The sequence below is a fragment of the Pseudomonas sp. TH04 genome (assembly GCF_016651355.1).
GTDB lineage: Bacteria > Pseudomonadota > Gammaproteobacteria > Pseudomonadales > Pseudomonadaceae > Aquipseudomonas > Aquipseudomonas fluorescens.
Genome location: NZ_JAEKEA010000001.1, coordinates 4,342,885 through 4,362,497 on the forward strand (window position 1 = coordinate 4,342,885; position 19,613 = coordinate 4,362,497).

Below are 19,613 nucleotides of genomic sequence, written 5' to 3' on the forward strand. Positions count from 1 at the left end.
TTTATTGGAGTTCAGCGGTGTTGCGCTTGATAAAGCGTAGAGCAAAGGTTGGGCCACTGCGTTGCAGGCCAGGTAAATCAAGGGCTTGGGGTTTGTTGCAAGGCGTTGCTGTGACAGGCGTGGTACAGGTGGGGTGACAGTTTGTGCCATAAACGGTACAGCCTGTGACCGGTGGGTCTGCCCGGGATTGCAATGGCCGGATGGCTGGGGGATGCTGGCTGCTCTCCCGCAGAGAGAATAATAAGAACATGCACAACGATCATTTCAGTCGCCATGCCCAGCAAGTCCTGACCGTCACCCGTGGGCAAGACCTTGCCCAAGGCCCCGGCAGCGACCCGTCCATCGCCCGCTCCTGGCTGCGCTGCCTGGAGGAATACCACCTCGACCCCGCGTTGAGCATCGCCCCCACCGTGCTTGAGCATGGCCGCCTGCTGGAAAGCCGCGAACGCCTGCAACAGGTGCTGAGCATCGCCGGCAGTGAGATGAACAGCCTGCATCAACAGCTCTCCGGCGCAGGCCATGCGGTGCTGCTCACCGATGCGCGCGGGGTGATCCTCAACTGTGTCACCGCGCCGTCCGAGCGCAAGATTTTCGAGCGCGCCGGGCTGTGGCTGGGGGCGGACTGGAGCGAGGCGTGCGAAGGCACCAATGGCATCGGCACCTGCCTGGTGGAGCGCCAGTCCCTGACGATTCACCGCGATGAGCACTTTCGCGGCCGCCATACGGGGCTGACCTGTTCGGCGAGCCCGGTGTTCGATCCCCAGGGTGAGTTGCTGGCGGTGCTGGACGTGTCGTCGGCGCGCGAGGCGGTGTCGCGTCAGAGCCAGTTTCACACCATGGCACTGGTGAACTTGTCGGCGAAGATGATCGAGAGCTGTTACTTCCTGCGCCATTTTGAGAACCACTGGCTGCTGCGCTTTCACTTGCAGGCAGAATCGGTGGGGTTGTTCAGCGAAGGACTGCTGGCGTTCGACGGTGAAGGGCGTATCTGTGCGGTCAACCAGAGCGCGCTGAACCTGCTGGGGCAAGCGCGTGGCGGTTTGCTGGGGCAGCCGGTGGAGGCGTTTTTTGAATGCACCCTCGACCAGTTGCTCGGCCGCGCCAGCGCCAACGCTACCGCCAGCTGGCCGCTGCGAACGCGAGATGGCCGGTCTTTGTTCGCCGTATTGCGCGGGCAGGCGCGCCGCGCGCCGCCGCTCATGGCCAAGCCCGAAGCGCCACGCCTGCCGGGCATCTGCCTGGGCGACCCTGCGTTGCAGAGTGATTTTAACAAGGCGCTGAGGGTGTTCGAGCGTGACGTGCCGCTGCTGATCAACGGCGAAACCGGCTGCGGTAAAGAGGCGTTCGCCAAGGCCGTGCATCAGGCCAGTTCGCGTGCCAATAACGCCTTCGTCGCTCTCAACTGTGCCGCCATCCCGGAAAACCTGATTGAAAGCGAGTTGTTCGGTTACCGCGGCGGCAGCTTTACCGGCGCGTTGAAAGAAGGCATGCGTGGCAAATTGCAGCAAGCCGACGGCGGCACGCTGTTTCTCGATGAGATTGGCGACATGCCTTTCGCGTTGCAAACCCGTCTTTTAAGGGTACTGGAAGATCGCGTGGTGGTGCCCATCGGCGGTGCGCCGCAGGCGGTAGACGTCAGAATCATCAGCGCCACCCATCGTGACCTGTTAGCACGTGTTGCGAACGGTAGCTTCCGCGAAGATCTTTACTATCGTCTCAACGGTCTTGAAATAGCCGTGCCGCCCCTGCGTGAGCGGAGTGATAAAGCGCAATTACTGGCGTTTTTGCTGGCGGAAGAGGCAGCAGGACAGGTTGTGTTGCTTGATGAGAAGGCGCGCCACGCGTTGCTCGACTACGCCTGGCCGGGCAACGTTCGGCAATTGCGCAACGTACTTCGCACCTTGGCGGCCTTGTGCGAGAACGGGCGAATCAGGTTAGACGATTTGCCGCCCCTCATTCGCCAGGCGCGAGCGGCGATGGTTGTCGAGCCCCGGCAGGGGGGCGCTCTGGACGATGCAGAGCGCGTAGTGTTGCTCAACGCACTGAAGCAGCAACATTGGCACATGTCCCACGCAGCAGAAAGTTTGGGAGTGAGCCGGAATACGCTTTACCGCAAGTTACGCAAGCATGGAATCGAACGGTGTCCACAAGTGTGATCTGCACGTTGTTAGCGCAGCACGTATGAAGCGTGATTATTAGGCGCTGATAAGGGCACTATTTAGAGCTGAAATATCTGGATAAATTTTCCCGAATTTTTTTTGTATGATTTGTAAGACATTGCACCACTCAGCGTACGAAGAGTTATTCATTTGAATCGTACGCGGGTGTGGAAATGACAAATTTTCAAGACTTTAGAGTAACGCCTACCTTATCAGGCAGCGTGGTTGGCGAACCTCCTGCGGCGGCCATCAATAGTGCAGTCGTTCACAGCAACACACACGCGCAAATGCCTGACACTCCCGAAACGCGTGCAATGGCTGACGCTCAGTTGGCGAAGCCCTATGCGATCGCATTAGCGACGCGCTCCTATCACACCTCAATAGGGCCGCCTGACGTTCAAGTTACCCCTGAGTCCACACTCGGGCGTTGGCGCACCCTATTGGACAGTGCTTTCAAAAGCCCTGGATTTTTATCGTGGGCGAAAGTACAGGGGCTTGATACCAGGAGCCTCAAACTGGATCCCTTCCTCGGGGAGTTGACCGGCATTGTAAATGGCAAGATGCAAACGTTTTCCCTAAAAGATGATTCGGGCTGGGCAGATGTTTCTCGTGTGCTGTTGTCGATTGCCAGGGGCATCGCTCCAATGCCCGGGCAGGCGTTCAATTACCCCTGGCCGGACGGTAAGGTGCCGTTTTACACGGTGGGGCGATTTTACGGAGAGCCTATCGACCTCTCCCCTTCGCAAGCTGCCTCGCACATTAAGAAATTGAAAGAAGGCGCCGCGTTTGAGTTTGCACCTGTGGGGCATGCGGCGCAGCGATCGGTAGAAGCATTAGCGGAGCAGGGCAAGGCGCAGGGTGATGACGCTAACCGTCATGCACTTATCGCTGCACTGAGGTCCCAGGTAGACGATGCTGAAGGGAAGATCGATCTGAATAACGTTATGGTCCCGATTGACCGACGTTCAAGTTTATTTCTTACCGAACAGCGCCGGGAGATAAGTGTTGCACAACTGCTCGAAAGGCAAGGGCATAAACTACCCGTCGACAGCACGCAGGCGCATGGCCTGGCTAACGCACTGACCTTTGACCTTGCGCATAGGGTGCCTGGGGTTGACGCTGGGGGCGTCAGGCATATTGGTGGGCTGTTGAACAGAACTGAACTACGCAAGATGAAAGCGGTGGTGGATCAGTGGAAGTTGAAGCATGCAAGCCAGGCACCTGATCCGCAGACAGGGGGTGGGGCAGGCAGTTTGTTACGCGGCCTGATCAGCACACTTACGACGTCTACAAAGAAGGTGATTGCGGACAACCCTTCATTTGCTTTTGACCAACTCATCCGGTCGCCCGAGGCGCAGGCGTTGGGCAAAACCATACAAGGTAGAATCAAATTAGCAGCGTCGCCGACCGGTGCAACTGAGGCCTTGACTGCGGCGCTTGTGCAAGAGCTTGACCCTAATCCAGGAAAGTCACGTTTCAACGTGGCGGGTTATAACCTCTATAAAAGCGAAAATGTAGGTGCCACCGCTGCTGAAATCGTCAAGCGTTTTACCGCTTACCTTGAAACTAAGGTGGGTGTTGAAGCGGCGCCTCTTGCTGCGCAACTATTACTGTCAGCCGTCGCCCCTGAACTGCTGGTAAAAAACATTCCACCTGAACTTGTTTATGGGACTCATACGTGGGTGGATTTTTCTATAGCCGTTGCACTGGTAGAGCAAGAAGCGCCTGGCGCATCGGGGAACATGACGCTCAGTCAAGTCATGAACTATGCGGAAGCGCAACTTAGTATTCTTGACGGTGGGGATGAGTTAGCTGCCGCATCAACCGATGCGCTTATTGCGTGGGGCCTCGCTAATAAGGTGATTAAAAACAAACCCCAGGGTCACTATACGTTCGAAGACGTTGAGCAATCATTAACGGTGTTAAAAAAGCAGAAAAAGGAATTGGCGTGGGCACGCGCTGAGCTGATGAAGCCAGCGCCCACTCGGGAGGCGTTGGCGCTGGCTGAGTTCCAGCGGGTGTTCCCGGGGGTTGACCCGACGAAGATAACATTACGAAGTAAAATGGATGACAAGTATCGTGTCTCGCCACTTGATGTCTTCATGACGAAGCCTCTTAATCTGGACTGGTGGGAGCCGATAAATAAAGAGAAACTACCTTGGGAAACGATTAAGTCTCGCTTTTCCGAGCTTGGTCCAGACATCAATAAAACATTTTCTGAAGCGTTTGAAGACTATACAAAGACTCAAGCGGCGGCCTGGGCTATCCAGTTCAAGTACCAGGTTTCTCTGCTGCCTATAGCCGTACAAGAGCGTATAAACCAAGCGGATGTCACGTTCATGGGCGTGTCTCGCCCTTTTTTGGGTACAGAAGAAACGAACAACCACCGACTGTACCCCGGGCGCCGACCACGAACGCCGACCCCTAATGAACTCAAAGAGTTGGAAGGGCGGCAAGGTGTACTTATGAAAGTGCAGGGAGCTGATGGCAAGGTCGAGTACTATAGTTACTACCCAGGCCTGGGAAAAATCGTTAAGGAAAAGGGTAATCCGGGAGAACAGTCAAATTTTGACGACAGCAAGTATTTCGCCCCGAAGTACAGAGCCCGCGTACGCGGCACATATGATGTTTTTACGAAATTTGATGCCACCAATCAGGACCGTGATTTGCCTGAGGTAACCGGTGAAGGACGAGTTCCTTATTTTTCTCGACGAAACGGTTCGCTGGCTACCGTGGTGGGTAAGTTTTTTACAAAAGATTATGGGTATTTGAAAGCACTGTATGCCGGTCAAACGAGGATTGAAAAAAATACAGCAAGTATTCAAGCTGTCAATAATTTTTTGCTTTCGCTTATTCCTTTTTATGACGGTATTAAAGATGCGATAAAGGGTAATGTTGCGGGCGCAGTGTTTAATATCGGGTTCGATATTTTGGGGTTCTTTCTTCCCGGGGCAAGTGCCGCGAGCAAGGCGATGAAACTGGGCAAGTCAGCAGGTAAAGTACTCAAACGCTCTTTTTTTGCTGGTCTCGGCGCTTCGGCGGGCGTTACCGATGCTATTAACCTGCCGAGGAATATTAAGCGGGGGGTGGTGGCTGTCGGTAAGGATATGACGAAGGTGTACAAACACGCCGATGAGGTGCTTTCTCGACTCAAAGGCAACTATAGGTCTTATGAAGTAACACGGACTTATAAGGACGGTGATATCGTCAAGGGCTTCTATCAAGTGGAATCAGATGGTGTGCGTAGGCCAATCGTCGCTGTCTTAAATAAGGGGGTTTGGTATGCGTACAGTTCCCTCATGAATACACCCTTTGGTCCTCAGTTAGCGCAATTTGGTGTGCTGAACGCACTGACGCCGTCGAATAAAACGTAATGATGTTCAGGCGGGTGGATTGACGAGCGCTCACCGCATTAGTGTGAGTGCTTTATAAGCGATGCGCATCGATGAGCGATTTAGCTGGCTGATGAGTTTCAGGCTGGCTGTTGAAGTGTACCTGCGCGCCTGGAAAGTATTCTCCAAGATTGTTGCGTATTTGTCATAGGGCTAAACTATTTGTTTTGTAGCTTGGAACTGCTGCGGCCTGTCTGTTACACAGTAAGTGGAAGAAATGGATGGCTTTCTAATGCAAATCAATCATTAGGTAGATCATTATGATGTTTTCAAATGCAGCCGCAAGGCCGGTAGTATTCTCAAAGATTGGGGAGTTTTTCAGTGGTGGATTCACCAGAACCGAAACGCCTAGTTCTATAAAGGTAGGTGAAGCACCTAAGGTAGAAGGCCCGGGAGGGTCCAAGCCGGCAGACGGTAGCAATAACGATTTTGATCAGGGTTTTGTTGATAAAAAGGTGGGCTTCGACGGGCCGGGTCAAGCCACGGGTCATCGCCAGACTGGGAATGCCCCTGATACAGAGGCCCCAGTTACTCCGGAAGTGGCTCAATACAGAGAAGCCAACAGGAAGAAGTGGCAAGCTCAAAAAGATGCTGGCTCCCGGGATAAGCTATTTGCTCAGCCGACGGCAGGTCGAGTAGACGGAAAGGAGGTGGAGCCTTTTTCACAGAGTAAGCTGGAAGAAAGCGCCCAGGCGGTCGTGAATGCTAAAGCTGCGAAGGCGGATCGAGCACTCCCGCTTGAAAGGCGAAATATTGTCAAGGTCGCCGCAATTACGGCAGCGATCACAGTACCCTTAACAGTTGCCGGGACATTTGCCGCCAACGTCCTTCTTGAATTTCTCAAGCCCAAAATCAATCCAGCGCAAAAACCGGCCACAGAGCAACATGTTATGGAGTCGCGGTTGGTTGATGAATCTCAAAGGGGTGTATTCCTATTAGCCAATACGTTGGGTAGCCTTCGTACAGAATATGGTGTCACCCCAAGTATTGAATGGTTGGCAAAGACAAATGAAGAGCGGATGGACTATCTTGATGAAATACTTGACTTCCTCGAAGTAGAATTTGCTAAAGAAGCGGAAAAGCTGAAGATTAAAGTTGAGGCCCCGAAACCCGGTGCGCAGGAAGATGATATCAAGAGCCGGGCTATTGGCATGGAATCCAGAATGGCATACATCACCGAGCTGATGAAAGCTATCACCGCCAAGCAATAGTTAATCCCAGCGTTGTACACGTTGTAGTGGGTTGTTTCGACGGATCCACTGCTTAAGCAGTTGCTCACGTAACAGGGGCAACTGCTGACGCTGTTTTCATACAATAACCTCTGGTCACGCTGTCTCAAGGCGATCAGCCCGCATCACATGCACACCTCGCCTGTACCCATCCTTGGCCCGTACCTGCGCATCCCCGCACGCGTAAGTTTCCTCGCCGTGCAGCAACTGATCGTCGCATCCACCAGCGTGCCGTGACGCCGCAGCAAACCACGATCACCCAGATAGCCATTGGGGTAGGCTGTATGCAGTTGTTAGTTATATTAATCGACATAATTGTCTCGTGGCTTAGTTGTTCTGGGACTTATTGGGTGGTGTGGGCCAATTAATGTTTGAGTGCCGGGGAAGCCGCTCTTCAATGTCAAACACTGTCTGGTTGGCTTTCTGGTCAGTGGGTCTGCGCTCAGGGTATAGGGAATTAAAATAGCTCGCCAATTTGGACTGTTCGAATGATTGCCTTTGAAGGTTGGCGCTTATCAAGTAAGCCTTAAACTTGGTTGACCTTATAAAAATTTTTCGCAATTCGCGCTGTTGATTCAGGTGCGCTGGAAAAAAATGCTCGGGGTTTCAGAGCAACATCTAAAGAAAGCCGCTCGGCAGAACGGCATCGTTTATAAGCCGCATAAACCCGGCGAACAAATCCCTGCCGATGCAAAAGGGCGCCTTGGCCTGATTGAAAGGAAATTCGAACGCATGGTCGAGTCTTATGAAAACCTGCGCTTGCTGGCTGCGATAAAAGCCAGCCAGCGCGAAACCGGGGCCTCTGCCACCGCGTGAACAAGGCGCCATCGAGCGAGGTGCCTGGCGCATTTCGCTCGCGCTGCAACCGTTTAAAAGGTGCGATTTCCTACTCCCTGCGCTAACCTGCCTCGATGTTTACGAGGTCAACTATGCACATTCATATTCTAGGTATTTGCGGCACATTCATGGGTTCGATGGCGGTTCTGGCCAAAGAGCTGGGCCATCACGTCACGGGTTCCGACGCCAACGTCTACCCGCCCATGAGCACCCAGCTGCAGGCCCAGGGTATTGAACTGACCCAAGGTTACGACCCCGCGCAATTCGACCCGGTGCCGGACCTGGTGGTGATCGGCAACGCCATGTCCCGTGGCAACCCGGCGGTCGAATATGTACTCAACAAAGGTTTGCCGTATGTGTCCGGCCCGCAGTGGCTGGCCGACCATGTGCTGCAAGGCCGTTGGGTACTGGCGGTGGCGGGCACCCATGGCAAGACCACCACCAGCAGCATGCTGGCCTGGGTGTTGGAACACGCGGGCATGAGCCCGGGCTTTTTGATTGGTGGGGTGCCGCAAAACTTCTCGGTGTCGGCGCGCCTGGGCGATACGCCGTTTTTTGTGATTGAGGCCGATGAGTACGACAGCGCCTTCTTCGACAAACGCTCCAAATTCGTCCACTACCGCCCGCGCACCGCGATCCTCAACAACCTCGAGTTCGATCACGCAGACATTTTCCCCGATCTGGCCGCCATCGAGCGCCAGTTTCACCATTTGGTGCGCACCATCCCAAGCGAAGGCCTGGTGATCCACCCGACCACCGAACCGGCCTTGCAGCGCGTGATCGACATGGGCTGCTGGACGCCGGTGCAAACCACCGGTGTGGGTGGGCAATGGCAGGTTAACTTGCTCAGTGAAGACGGCTCGCGTTTTGAAGTGCTGTTCGAAGGTCAGGCCCAAGGCATCGTCGACTGGGGCATGACCGGCCAGCACAATGTCGCCAACGCTTTGGTCACCCTGGCAGCCGCCAGGCATGTGGGCGTGGTGCCTGCCATGGGCATCGCGGCATTGAGCGCGTTCAAGAGCGTGAAGCGCCGCATGGAAAAAGTCGCCGACGTGAATGGGATCACCATCTACGACGACTTTGCCCACCACCCGACGGCCATTGCCACCACGCTGGATGGCCTGCGCAAGCGAGTCGGTGATGCCAATATCATTGCCATTATCGAGCCGCGCTCCAATTCCATGAAGCTCGGCGCGCACCGCGATGGTTTGCCGGAAAGCGTCAACGACGCCGACCAAGTGGTCTGGTACGCCCCGGCCAACCTCGGCTGGGACCTGCCGGCGATTGCGGCGCTGTGCACAGTGCCTTCGATCGTGTGTGACTCCATTGAGTCGATCATCGAACACGTCAAACACCAGGCCAAGCCCGGCACCCATGTGGTGGTCATGAGCAACGGCGGCTTCGGCGGCCTGCACGGCAAGCTGGCCGAGGCGCTCAAATGAGTGGCCCGGAACGCATTACCCTGGCGATGACGGGCGCATCCGGTGCGCCTTATGGCCTGCGCCTGCTGGACTGTCTGGTACGTGAAGATCGCGAAGTGCACTTTCTGATTTCCAAGGCCGCGCAACTGGTACTGGCCACCGAGACGGATGTGCAACTGCCGGCCAAGGTGCAGATGATGCAAGCCTTCCTCACCGAGTACACCGGGGCGGCGGCGGGGCAGATCAAGGTTTACGGCAAAGAGGACTGGATGTCGCCAGTGGCCTCCGGCTCCGGTGCGCCGGCGGCGATGGTGGTGGTGCCGTGCTCCACCGGCACCTTGTCGGCGATTGCCACGGGCGCCTGCAACAACCTGATCGAGCGGGCGGCGGACGTGACCCTGAAGGAGCGCCGCCAGTTGATCCTGGTGCCGCGCGAGGCGCCGTATTCGAGTATCCACCTGGAGCACATGCTCAAGTTGTCGAACATGGGCGTGACCATCTTGCCGGCCTCGCCGGGTTTCTATCACCAGCCGCAAACCATCGATGACCTGGTGGACTTCGTCGTCGCACGGGTCCTCAACCTGCTGAACATTCCCCAGGACATGCTGCCGCGTTGGGGCGAGCACCATTTGAGCAGTGATGAATAAGGCGCTGCTGGTGGTGTTGGCGTTGCAGCTGACGGGCTGCGCCACGGCGCGCACGCTGGATGCGGCGCAACCTGGGGCGCCGGTGGTGTATGCCGGCACGCGGCTGGATTTGTATGCGATCAACGGCGGCTGTTGTGCCAAAGACCGCTTTGGCGCTGAGGCGCCGAGCTATCCGCATGTGGATCTGCCGGCCAGTGCGGTGCTCGATACCTTGTTGTTGCCGTTGTCATTATTGACGGTGTTGGGCGTGGGGTTTAATGCCACCGGCGGGCTTTAACCCCAGACTTATAAGCGACCTGAATCTATTGTGGGAGCGGGCTTGCTCGCGAATGCGGCGTGTCAGTCAGCTTAAGCATCGACTGAAACACCACATTCGCGAGCAAGCCCGCTCCCACATTTTTAGAGCGTATTACTTGCCGAGCTTGCGCAACTCATCCGACTCCACCACCCGCACGCCATCTTGCTCTTCCAGCGCCAGGCGCCACATGGCGCGGGCCAGTTCGCAAACTTCGATACCGTGGTATTTGCCCGGAATCAACCGCGACAACGGCCCGGCAATCTTCTCGGCCAGGCGCGATTCCAGACGCTCCCCCAGCAGCAAAGAAGGCCGCACGATGGTCAGTTGCGGCCAGTCCTGAGCCCTCAACGCCTGTTCCATCTCGCCTTTGACCCGGTTGTAGAAGATTGAGGATTTCGGGTCGGCGCCAATCGCGCTGATGACGATCAGGTGCCGTGCGCCCAATTCCCGTGCGCGCTTGGCGAAGGCCACTACCATGTCCAGGTCGACAGCTTTGAAGGCGGCCTCGGAACCCGCCTGCTTGATGGTTGTACCCAGGCAGCAGAAGGCGATATCCACCTGGCCGCTCAATTGCGGCAGGAACACTGCCGGGTCACCCACGGGATTTTCCAGGCGTGGGTGTTCGGCCAGTGGTTTGCGACTCGGCGCCAGTACGCGGGTCACCGTCGGCTCGTTGAGCAGGCGGTCCAGCAGGTGCTCGCCAGTCAGGCCGGAGGCGCCGGCAAGCAAAATATGCTGAGGTGTCAGGTACATGGTGTTTCCCCCTTGTTACACGTTACAGCTTAGTTGCCTTTGGCTTCCTTGCTATTCATTGAGACGCTTTCGAGCGCCTTTCGTGCCTGCTGTTTACGTAATAGTTGCCAATGGGCGATCACGCCTTTGGGCGCCCAGATCTGCGGTTCGGAGGCTTCGAAGTTGTCCGCCTGTTCGCGTTCGGCGACATGCAGTTGCGCCAGTTTGAAGGCTTGTTGCAAGTCATCGGTCTGGTTGAAGGCTTGTGCGAAAAGGGCATCGCCGAAGTAGGTGAAGTCTGCCTCTTCTGAGCAACCGAACGACACGCGGTCGGCGCGGGAGGCGGTCATGATCAGCGTGCGCTCGTCCTTCAGTGCCGGGATAAAACCGCCCGAGTAGCAGGCGGAAATCACGATGATCTTGTCGCGGTTTTTCAGCGGCGCGAGCACGGCGGCCAGTTCATCGGCAGGCAGGTCGGCCAGTTCCATGCGCGGTTGGTCCAGCACCAATTCATGTTCGTGGGTGCCGTGGCTGGTCATGTAGATAAACACCAGGTCTTGCGGCCCGGTGCGTTCGGCGAGGGTTTGCACGGCGCGGCGCAGGCTTTCGCGGGTGGCCAGGGGGCGGTCGGCGATGTGGTCGCGGTGGTTGACCAGGCGAATCTGCCCGCGCGCCCCGAAGCGGGTGGCGAGCAGGTTGCTGACGTAATCGGCCTCACGCAGGAACACGCTTTGCTTGCCATCACCGGCCAGCGCGAGGGTGTACAACTCGACGGCGCCCGTTGAGGGTGGCACGGCAGCGAGGGCGGCATCGAGCAGGCGGCCTTGGGCCAGTACGCCGATTTCCAGCGGGTCGGGCAGTAGCTTGCCGTCGGCATCGCGCACGCGCATGCCATTGACCCAGGTGCCGGCCTGCACGGTGCCGTCGGTGAGGACGAGGGTGCCGGTGCCTTGATAGCTGTCGCTGTCGAAGCCGCCGATGTAGAAGCTGCCATCCGTGAGGTTCAGGCGGCCTTGACCGGAGAAGCGCCATTCACTGAACTGGCCGACATAGTGGCTGCCATCAACGCCGATCAGCTCGCCTTTGCCACTGAGTGCGCCTTCCTTGAACTGACCGATCCACACGTCGCCGTCGGCGTTTTCATAACGGCCTTTGCCATTGAGCTGGTTCTGTTTGAACTGGCCGACATAGATATCGCCGTCGGCGCTGTTGAAGGTGCCGTTGCCTTCGAGCTGGCCGTCGACAAAGTGGCCGCTGAACTGGTTGCCACTGTCGTCGTTGCGCTGGCCTTCGCCATTCGGTTTGCCGTGGGCGAACTGGCCCTGGTACTGGCTGCCGTCGGGCAGTTCCAGGCGGCCGAGGCCGGAGTACTGATCGTCCTTGAATTCGCCGCGGTAGGTCATTTGCCCCTCTTTGAGGGTGCCTTCGCCGTTGCGTCGACCGTTCTTGAAACCGCCGACGTAGCTGCTGCCCGCCGTGGTCAGGCTGCCCTGGCCGTCGAACAGGCCTTGCTGGAACTGGCCTTTATAGACCTCGCCGTTGCTGCCATGCCATTCGCCCTGGCCATGCCACTGGCCTTTGTCGAACTGGCCGGCGTACCAACTGCCGTTGGGGTAGTCCACGCGACCCTGGCCTTGCAGTAAGCCATTGACCACATCGCCACGGTAGCGGCCGCCGTCGGGCAGGCGCGCATCGGGCGGCAACAGCGATTCGCCGTCTCCGCAAGCGGTGAGCAACAGGGCAAGGGCAAGGGGAGCGAGTGGGCGCATAGCGGGATCCGGATAATTGAGCGCCGAGTATGCCGCAGCTGCGAGTTTCATACATAAATTTACATACACTGTGGCAAGGTTTATCCCCTCACCACAGGCAAGGCCTTACACGAAGCAGAGTGACAGCGACTCAGCGATGTAAGCAGGTTTTTCCTGGCCTTCGATTTCCAGCGTGGCGGTGGCCTTAAATAGCCATTGGCCAGGTTTTTTCTCGTTGACGTCGGTGAGCGTGACGTTCAGGCGGACCTTGGATTCAACCTTCACGGGCTGGATGAAACGCACGCTGTCCAGGCCATAGTTGACGGCCATCTTCAGGTCTTCGGGCATGATCAGGATGTCTTCCATGAGCTTGGGCATCAACGACAGCGACAGGAAACCATGTGCGATGGTGCTGCCGAATGGCGTCTTGGCCGCCTTGACCGGGTCGACGTGGATGAACTGATGATCGCCAGTGGCCTCTGCGAACAGGTTGATACGCGCCTGGTCGATGGTGAGCCATTCGGAACGTCCCAGTTCCTTGCCGACATAATCTTTGAGTTGCGCTACAGGTACATAGGGCATTGCGACTCTCCTTGGTTCATCGTTTTTTTAGATGTGCGAATTCCATCTTAGATCATCATGGGCAACCAGCCCGGTCAACCCACCATGCTTTTGGCGAATGCCGGCGCATAGAGCGGGCGTGCTTATAATGCGGGCGAGCGTCGAGGGGGAGAGAACGCATGCTGTTACGTGGCCTGACATGGCTGGTGCTGTTTCAATTGATGGGCACCGCCATCAATCATTTGCTGTTGCCGGTGCTGCCGGGGCCGATCATCGGCTTGCTGTTGATGCTGGGGTTTCTGATCTGGCGCGGTGAAGTCGGCGAACCCTTGAGCCTGGCCGCCAGCAGTCTGTTGCGTTATTTGCCGTTGCTGCTGGTGCCGCCGGCGGTGGGCGTGATGGTGTATGCCAAGGACATTGCCGCAGACTTCTGGGCCATCATCGGCGCACTGGTGTTGTCGCTGGTGATTGCCATGGGCGTTGTCGGCGTACTCATGCAGTCCATGGTCAAGCGCAAGGAGGAGGATCAATGACCGTCGACTGGCACGGCGCATGGACGGCAGTGATTCATCACCCGCTGTTCGGCATCGGTATCACCCTTGGCGCCTATCAACTGGTGCTGGCGGCGTTCGAGAAAACCCGCTGGATCTTCCTGCAACCGGTCCTGGTGTCCATGCTGCTGGTCATCGGCGTCTTGCTCTCCTGCGGCCTGACTTACGCCGAGTACCGCAAGAGCACCGAGATCATGGGCATCCTGCTCGGTCCTGCAACCGTGGCCCTGGCGGTGCCGCTCTTTTTGAACCTGCGCAGGATTCGCCAATTGTTCTGGCCGATTTTTACTACGCTGGTGATAGGCGGTGTGTTGGCCACCGGTTTGTGCGTCTTGCTGGGCTGGGGGGTTGGCGCCGAACATCGGATGCTGATGACCATGGCGCCCAAGTCGGTCACCTCACCGATAGCCATGCTGGTGGCCGAGCAGATCGGCGGCGTGGCCGCGCTGGCCGCCGTGTTCGTGCTGATTACCGGCGTGATCGGCGCGATGATCGGCCCGGCGTACCTGTCACGGTTGGGCGTGCACAGCCCTGAGGCGCGCGGCATGGCCCTGGGCATGACCGCCCACGCCGTCGGCACGTCGGTGGCCTTGCAGGAAAGCGAAGAGTGCGGCGCCTTTGCGGCGCTGGCCATGAGTCTGATGGGTGTGGCCACGGCGGTTTTTCTGCCGCTTGCTGTGTCCGTGATCGTTTAAACCGGGTTTAAGGAAACCTTTATGAGTCTGGCGCTGTTCCCGCTCAATACCGTGCTGTTCCCAGGCTGCACCCTCGATTTGCAACTGTTCGAGGCGCGCTACCTGGACATGATCAGCCGCTGCATGAAAAAGGGCGAAAGCTTTGGCGTGGTGTGCATCCTCGACGGCAGGGAAGTGGGCGTGGCCCCGGACGGCTATGCACTGATCGGCTGTGAAGCGCTGATCCGCGATTTCAAACAACAGGATAATGGCCTGCTGGGGATTCGCGTCGAAGGCGGGCGCCGGTTTCGTGTGCGTGACGCGGGGGTGCAGAAGGACCAGTTGCTGGTGGCCGAGGTGCAATGGCTCGAAGAAGTGCCAGACCAGCCTTTGGAAGAAGAGGATGCCGACCTGTTGGCGTTGCTTCAGGCCCTGGCCGAGCATCCGATGGTCGCCTCGCTGGACATGGGCACCCACGCCGACGGCCAGCAAGCCCTGGGCAATCAGCTCGCGTACCTGCTGCCGTTCACCGAGGCCGACAAGATCGACCTGCTGCAACTCGATGATCCGCAGCAACGGCTGGATGCGATCCAGATGTTGCTCGACGAATTGCAGGGCGAACTGTTCACTCAATAGGCGTAGCGCAACAAGGCGTGCGGGGTGCCGGTGAGGGCGATAAAGCTCAGCACTGCCAGCAGCACCGGAAGCAGCAGCCACCAGGTTTTCTGCGGCATCGCCGGCAGCGGGCTGCGATACTGGATGACGGCCAGGCTGAACGCGCACACCGTCATCGCCAGCAGCGTGCCAGCGAGGATGTCCGTCGGCCAATGCGCGCCCAGGTAAACCCGCGACAGCGCAATGAAGGCGGCCGGAATACAGCCCAGCAGCATCCAGGTCAGGCGCAACCGCGTGGGTTGGCCGCGACCGGCCAGCACCGCCAGCGCCAGGAAAAACGCAAAGGCGCCGGAGGCGTGGCCGCTGGGCATGCTGAAGCTGGTCAGTGGGTCCGTGAGGATTTCCGGTCGACCACGGGCAAAAAACAGTTTGGTGCCGGTGTTGATCACCGCCGCCCCCGCCAAGGTGGCGCCGACGAACACGGCATGCCGCCATTGCCGCGCCACCAGCAACAGGCCAGTGAAAATCGCGCTGGCGATAAACATCTTCCTGAACTCACCCAGTTGGGTAATCCGCACCATCACCTCGTCCAGCCACGGGCTGCGGTGCTCCTGCACCAGCGCACTGAGGCCCTGGTCGAAGTGGTTGAGGTGGGGATAACCGATAAACAGGGCGATCAACAAGGTCAGGCTGGCGCCACCGACCCACACAGTGGCGCGACGATGGCCGCGCAGGCTGCTGTTCAAGCTCAAACCCAGCAACACCGCGATACACCCGGCCACAATCCCGGCTTCCAGCCAGAAACCTTCCGGCAGCGGCAGGCGGAACGCGGCGCCGGTGGCCCAGCCTGGCAGCAGGTAGGCCACCGACCAACCGGCGGCGGCCAGCACGCTGACGGCGGCAAACCGTGGGAACGGCATATCGCACATGCCCGCCACCATCGGCAGCATGGGGCGCAGCGGGCCGATGAAACGCCCGACCAGCAGGCTGGCGATGCCGTATTTGTGGAAGTAGGTTTCGGCGCCGTTCATCCATTCCGGGTGGTGGCGTAAACCGGGCAAACGCCGGATGTTCTGATGGAAGTGTCGGCCCAGGTAGTAGGAAACCCCGTCGCCAAGCAAACCGCCGAGAAAGCCCAGCAGCAAGGTTTCACTCAGCGACAGCGCGCCGCTGCCGGCCAGGGCCGCAATGGCAAACAGCAAGACGGTGCCTGGCACGATCAGACCGGCGATGGCCAGGCATTCAACGCACGCGACGATAAATACCGCCACCGCCAGCCATTCGGGGTTCAGTGTGAGCCAGCCGGTAATGCTATCGAGCCATTGGCCCATAAAACGTCACTCCATTTATGCAAGACATAACCTGAGTCAGTGGCCCCGTTGCGCGGCCGGTCTCACTGTTCAATTCAATTCAAATCAAAAAATAATCACGACCTTCGACCTGGCCCCGGCGCAGTGGGTTCCGGGTGCAATAAGGCGCATAGCCAGCATCGACGAAGCGGTACATCAGGTGTTCATCGCGCCCGCTGGGGATGCCCAGGCGGGTGGTCTGGATGATCTGTGTCGGGGTTTGGCCTACGTCTTCAACAAACAGCCGTTCCTGATCGAAGCGCTTGGCATCCCACACCGGCACTTTCAGGCCCAGGGCTTTGCACAGCAGCGTTTGGCCGGCGCAGAGCTTTTGCGATGGGCGCGGATGGCCATTGGCGTCCGGGTTGTTGAGCAGCATCTGCGCCAGGCTGGCCGGGCCGGACACCTCATCGACCCACGGATAAGCCGATTTGATCAGCACCGCATTGCCGGGGCCGTGAGCGCTGAAGTTCAGCGAATCACCACCACGGGCGTAGTACATGTAGATGTGACCGCCATCCAGAAACAAAGCCTTACGCTTTTCTGTGTAGCCAAGCGATGCATGGCTGCCTTTTTCGGCCACGTAATAGGCTTCGGTTTCAATAATTCGCGCGCAAAGCCAGATATCGCCGACGCGATGACGTATGACTTTTCCGAGTAGTTCTCGCGCAAGAACTTGCGCGTCACGGTCGAAGAAACGGTCGGGCAGGGCGCTGGCGGTGGGCTGCGGAGCAAAACTGGGCATGGCTGTCTGGGGTTAATACGGCTAAATGTGACGGAATAATAACAACTCCCGCCTTAATTACGGCTGAACCCCAGGTTTTTACAGTTCATTTCGACCATCCGCCCCTCACCGCTGTCAGTCAGGCGGCGTCACAGCTATAATCTGCCGCTTTCCTCTTTGCCAAGACTCCCTGACCATGACTGAGTCCGTTCTTGACTACATGACCCGCCTGGGTCGCGCTGCCCGGCAGGCCTCGCGGTTGATCGCCCGTGCGAGCACTGCGCAGAAGAACCGCGCCCTGTTGGCCGCCGCCGATGCTCTGGATGCTTCGCGCTCCGAGTTGGCGGTCGCTAACGAACGGGACCTGGCCAATGGCCGCGCCAATGGCCTCGAGCCAGCCCTGCTGGACCGCCTGGCGCTGACGCCGGCGCGTATCGACGACATGATCGAAGGCCTGCGTCAGGTGGCCAAGCTGCCTGACCCCATCGGTGAAATCCGCGATATGCGCTACCTGCCATCCGGCATTCAGGTGGGCAAAATGCGCGTGCCCCTGGGCGTGATCGGCATTATTTATGAGTCGCGCCCGAATGTGACCATCGACGCTGCGAGCCTGTGCCTCAAGTCGGGCAACGCGACCATCTTGCGTGGCGGTTCCGAGGCGATCAATTCCAACCGCGCCATTGCCGCGTGCATTCAGCAGGGCCTGGCCGTGGCCGAGTTGCCGGCCGAAGTGGTGCAGGTGGTGGAAACCACCGATCGCGCCGCCGTAGGCGCGCTGATCACCATGCCGGAATTTGTCGACGTGATCGTGCCACGCGGTGGCAAGGGCCTGATTGAGCGCGTCAGCCGTGATGCCAAAGTGCCGGTGATCAAGCACCTCGACGGCGTGTGCCACGTGTTCATCGACGTCGCCGCCGATATCGACAAGGCGATCCGCATCGCCGACAACGCCAAGACCCACCGCTATGCCCCCTGCAACACCATGGAAACCCTGCTGGTGCACGTCGGCATTGCCGATCGCGTGCTGCCGCCGCTGGCTGCCATCTACCGGGACAAGGGTGTGGAATTGCGCGGTTGTGAGCGTACCCGGGCGCTGCTCGGTGCGGACGTGATCGAGGCGACCGAAGAAGACTGGTACACCGAGTACACGGCGCCGATCCTGTCGATCAAGATCGTCGACGATCTGGACCAGGCCATCGAACACATCAACACGTACGGCTCCAAGCACACCGACGCTATTGTTTCCGAGCATTTCAGCGACGCCCGGCGTTTCCTCAACGAAGTGGATTCCGCTTCGGTGATGGTCAACGCCTCGACGCGGTTTGCCGACGGCTTCGAGTATGGCCTGGGGGCGGAGATCGGCATCTCCACCGACAAGCTCCACGCACGCGGCCCGGTTGGCCTGGAAGGCCTGACCAGCGAGAAGTACGTGGTGTTCGGCGACGGTCATGTGCGCACTTGATGGCTAAACGCATCGGGCTGCTCGGCGGTACCTTCGACCCCGTGCACATCGGCCATTTGCGCAGTGCCCTGGAAGTCGCGGATGCCCTCGCGCTGGATGAGCTGCGCCTGGCACCCAATGCACGGCCGCCGCATCGCGATACGCCGCAGGTGTCTGCGCAGCAGCGCCTGGAAATGGTGCGCCTCGCCGTAGACGGGATTGCGCCGCTGGTGGTGGACGACCGCGAGCTCAAACGCGATAAACCGTCCTACACTGTCGATACCCTGGAACTGATGCGTGCCGAGTTGGCCGCGGATGACCAGTTGTTTCTGCTTTTGGGCTGGGACGCATTTTGCGGCCTGCCCTCTTGGCATCGCTGGGAGGAACTCCTCCAGCATTGCCACATCCTGGTTTTGCAACGCCCGGATGCCGACAGCGAACCGCCGGATGCCTTGCGCAACCTGCTGGCCGCGCGGTCGGTAAGTGACCCCTTGGCCCTGACCGGGCCGAACGGGAATATTGCATTCGTCTGGCAGACCCCGCTTGCGGTGTCCGCCACCCAGATCCGTCAACTGCTGGCCAGCGGGAAGTCGGTACGTTTCCTGGTGCCTGACGCGGTCCTGGCCTACATCGATGCGCACGGACTTTACCGTGCGTCGAACTGAAAAGGCGCGCTTGAACGCACGAACAATCGTGCAGCGAGCGCCCGAACATACGAGCAAAACGAGTTTTATATGACGAACAAAGACGTAAGCAAAGTTAAGCGCAAAGGCACGTTCAAAAGCGCCCCGCTGCCAGTTGAAGCGCACACCGGCCCTGAGCTGGCTGGCGAAGAGCTGGTAAAAGTCGCCGTGGCTGCCCTGGAAGATGTTAAGGCCCAGGACATCCAGATTCTGGACGTGCGCGACAAGCAGAGCATCACCGACTTCATGATCATCGCCACCGGTACCTCCAACCGCCAGATCGGCGCGATGCTGGACAAGGTTCGCGAAGCCGTCAAAGCCCAAGGCGTGAAGCCGCTGGGTGAAGAAGGCAAGGGCGACAGCGACTGGGTACTGCTGGACATGGACGACGTGATCGTTCACATGATGACTTCCAACGCCCGTCAGTTCTACGACCTGGAGCGTCTGTGGAAAGGCGCCGAGCAGAGCCGTGCCGCTGATGGCAAGCACCACAGCCCGGAAGTGGGCCACGCGCACTTCGACAAGCTCAACAAAGACCAGGAATAAGGAACG

The 19,613-nt window shown here is 58.5% G+C and carries 18 protein-coding genes; 13 read left to right on the forward strand and 5 right to left on the reverse strand.

Annotation, left to right across the window (positions count from 1 at the left end):
• Window positions 1–248: 248 nt before the first annotated feature.
• From JFT85_RS19540 to JFT85_RS19570, 7 genes are all read left to right on the forward strand, one after another.
• Entirely contained in the window at window positions 249–2,156 is a 1,908-nt protein-coding gene (locus tag JFT85_RS19540; protein ID WP_201230302.1) for a sigma-54-dependent Fis family transcriptional regulator, read from the forward strand.
• A gap of 176 nt (window positions 2,157–2,332) precedes the next feature.
• A complete protein-coding gene (locus JFT85_RS19545; protein ID WP_201230304.1) occupies window positions 2,333–5,533 on the forward strand; it encodes a hypothetical protein in 3,201 nt (1,066 codons plus the stop codon).
• Between the two features lie 278 nt (window positions 5,534–5,811).
• Window positions 5,812–6,762, forward strand: coding sequence for a hypothetical protein (locus JFT85_RS19550; protein WP_053258193.1), 951 nt, complete (start codon window positions 5,812–5,814; stop codon window positions 6,760–6,762).
• A gap of 588 nt (window positions 6,763–7,350) precedes the next feature.
• The gene (locus JFT85_RS19555) at window positions 7,351–7,596 is read left to right on the forward strand and encodes a hypothetical protein (RefSeq protein WP_186353901.1); all 246 of its coding nucleotides are present in this window, start codon (window positions 7,351–7,353) and stop codon (window positions 7,594–7,596) included.
• 113 nt (window positions 7,597–7,709) lie between these two features.
• Complete coding sequence (mpl, locus tag JFT85_RS19560; protein WP_053258191.1) at window positions 7,710–9,059, forward strand: UDP-N-acetylmuramate:L-alanyl-gamma-D-glutamyl-meso-diaminopimelate ligase; 1,350 nt, start codon at window positions 7,710–7,712, stop codon at window positions 9,057–9,059.
• Window positions 9,056–9,685 (forward strand): flavin prenyltransferase UbiX, encoded by a 630-nt coding sequence (gene ubiX / locus JFT85_RS19565; RefSeq protein ID WP_053258190.1) that lies wholly within the window; start codon window positions 9,056–9,058, stop codon window positions 9,683–9,685. Before mpl ends, ubiX begins: the two co-directional genes overlap by 4 nt.
• Entirely contained in the window at window positions 9,678–9,962 is a 285-nt protein-coding gene (locus JFT85_RS19570) for a YceK/YidQ family lipoprotein (RefSeq protein WP_069551223.1), read from the forward strand. The genes ubiX and JFT85_RS19570 overlap by 8 nt, the downstream gene beginning before the upstream one ends.
• Window positions 9,963–10,094: 132 nt before the next feature.
• Here JFT85_RS19570 and JFT85_RS19575 read toward each other — a convergent pair whose 3' ends face one another.
• The 3 genes from JFT85_RS19575 to JFT85_RS19585 all read right to left on the reverse strand — a co-directional run bounded on the left by JFT85_RS19575 (window position 10,095) and on the right by JFT85_RS19585 (window position 13,045).
• Entirely contained in the window at window positions 10,095–10,736 is a 642-nt protein-coding gene (locus JFT85_RS19575) for an oxidoreductase (protein WP_053258188.1), read from the reverse strand.
• A gap of 29 nt (window positions 10,737–10,765) precedes the next feature.
• Window positions 10,766–12,484, reverse strand: a complete 1,719-nt coding sequence (locus JFT85_RS19580; protein WP_053258187.1) for a C13 family peptidase — start codon at window positions 12,482–12,484, stop codon at window positions 10,766–10,768.
• A 105-nt stretch (window positions 12,485–12,589) separates the two neighbouring features.
• The gene (locus tag JFT85_RS19585) at window positions 12,590–13,045 is read right to left on the reverse strand and encodes a MaoC family dehydratase (RefSeq protein ID WP_201230306.1); all 456 of its coding nucleotides are present in this window, start codon (window positions 13,043–13,045) and stop codon (window positions 12,590–12,592) included.
• 158 nt (window positions 13,046–13,203) lie between these two features.
• Here JFT85_RS19585 and JFT85_RS19590 point away from each other — a divergent pair, with 158 nt between their 5' ends.
• From JFT85_RS19590 to JFT85_RS19600, 3 genes are read left to right on the forward strand one after another with little or no spacing between them, the layout of a single operon-like run.
• A complete protein-coding gene (locus JFT85_RS19590) occupies window positions 13,204–13,557 on the forward strand; it encodes a CidA/LrgA family protein (protein WP_053258185.1) in 354 nt (117 codons plus the stop codon).
• Window positions 13,554–14,270, forward strand: a complete 717-nt coding sequence (locus JFT85_RS19595; RefSeq protein WP_201230308.1) for an LrgB family protein — start codon at window positions 13,554–13,556, stop codon at window positions 14,268–14,270. The genes JFT85_RS19590 and JFT85_RS19595 overlap by 4 nt, the downstream gene beginning before the upstream one ends.
• 21 nt (window positions 14,271–14,291) lie before the next feature.
• Entirely contained in the window at window positions 14,292–14,885 is a 594-nt protein-coding gene (locus JFT85_RS19600) for an LON peptidase substrate-binding domain-containing protein (protein WP_053258183.1), read from the forward strand.
• Here JFT85_RS19600 and JFT85_RS19605 read toward each other — a convergent pair.
• A complete protein-coding gene (locus JFT85_RS19605; RefSeq protein WP_053258182.1) occupies window positions 14,879–16,195 on the reverse strand; it encodes a bifunctional DedA family/phosphatase PAP2 family protein in 1,317 nt (438 codons plus the stop codon). The genes JFT85_RS19600 and JFT85_RS19605 overlap by 7 nt on opposite strands.
• 79 nt (window positions 16,196–16,274) lie before the next feature.
• Window positions 16,275–16,958, reverse strand: coding sequence for a DNA-3-methyladenine glycosylase (locus JFT85_RS19610; protein WP_053258181.1), 684 nt, complete (start codon window positions 16,956–16,958; stop codon window positions 16,275–16,277).
• A 175-nt stretch (window positions 16,959–17,133) separates the two neighbouring features.
• On the opposite strand from JFT85_RS19610, the gene JFT85_RS19615 reads away from it, so the two are divergent.
• From JFT85_RS19615 to rsfS, 3 genes are all read left to right on the forward strand, one after another.
• Window positions 17,134–18,399 (forward strand): glutamate-5-semialdehyde dehydrogenase, encoded by a 1,266-nt coding sequence (locus JFT85_RS19615; protein ID WP_053258180.1) that lies wholly within the window; start codon window positions 17,134–17,136, stop codon window positions 18,397–18,399.
• Window positions 18,399–19,043 carry a nicotinate-nucleotide adenylyltransferase gene (gene nadD, locus JFT85_RS19620; protein WP_053258179.1) on the forward strand — a complete coding sequence of 215 codons (645 nt, stop codon included), beginning with the start codon at window positions 18,399–18,401 and terminating at the stop codon, window positions 19,041–19,043. The genes JFT85_RS19615 and nadD overlap by 1 nt, the downstream gene beginning before the upstream one ends.
• A gap of 69 nt (window positions 19,044–19,112) precedes the next feature.
• Complete coding sequence (gene rsfS / locus JFT85_RS19625; protein ID WP_053258178.1) at window positions 19,113–19,607, forward strand: ribosome silencing factor; 495 nt, start codon at window positions 19,113–19,115, stop codon at window positions 19,605–19,607.
• Window positions 19,608–19,613 lie beyond the last annotated feature (6 nt).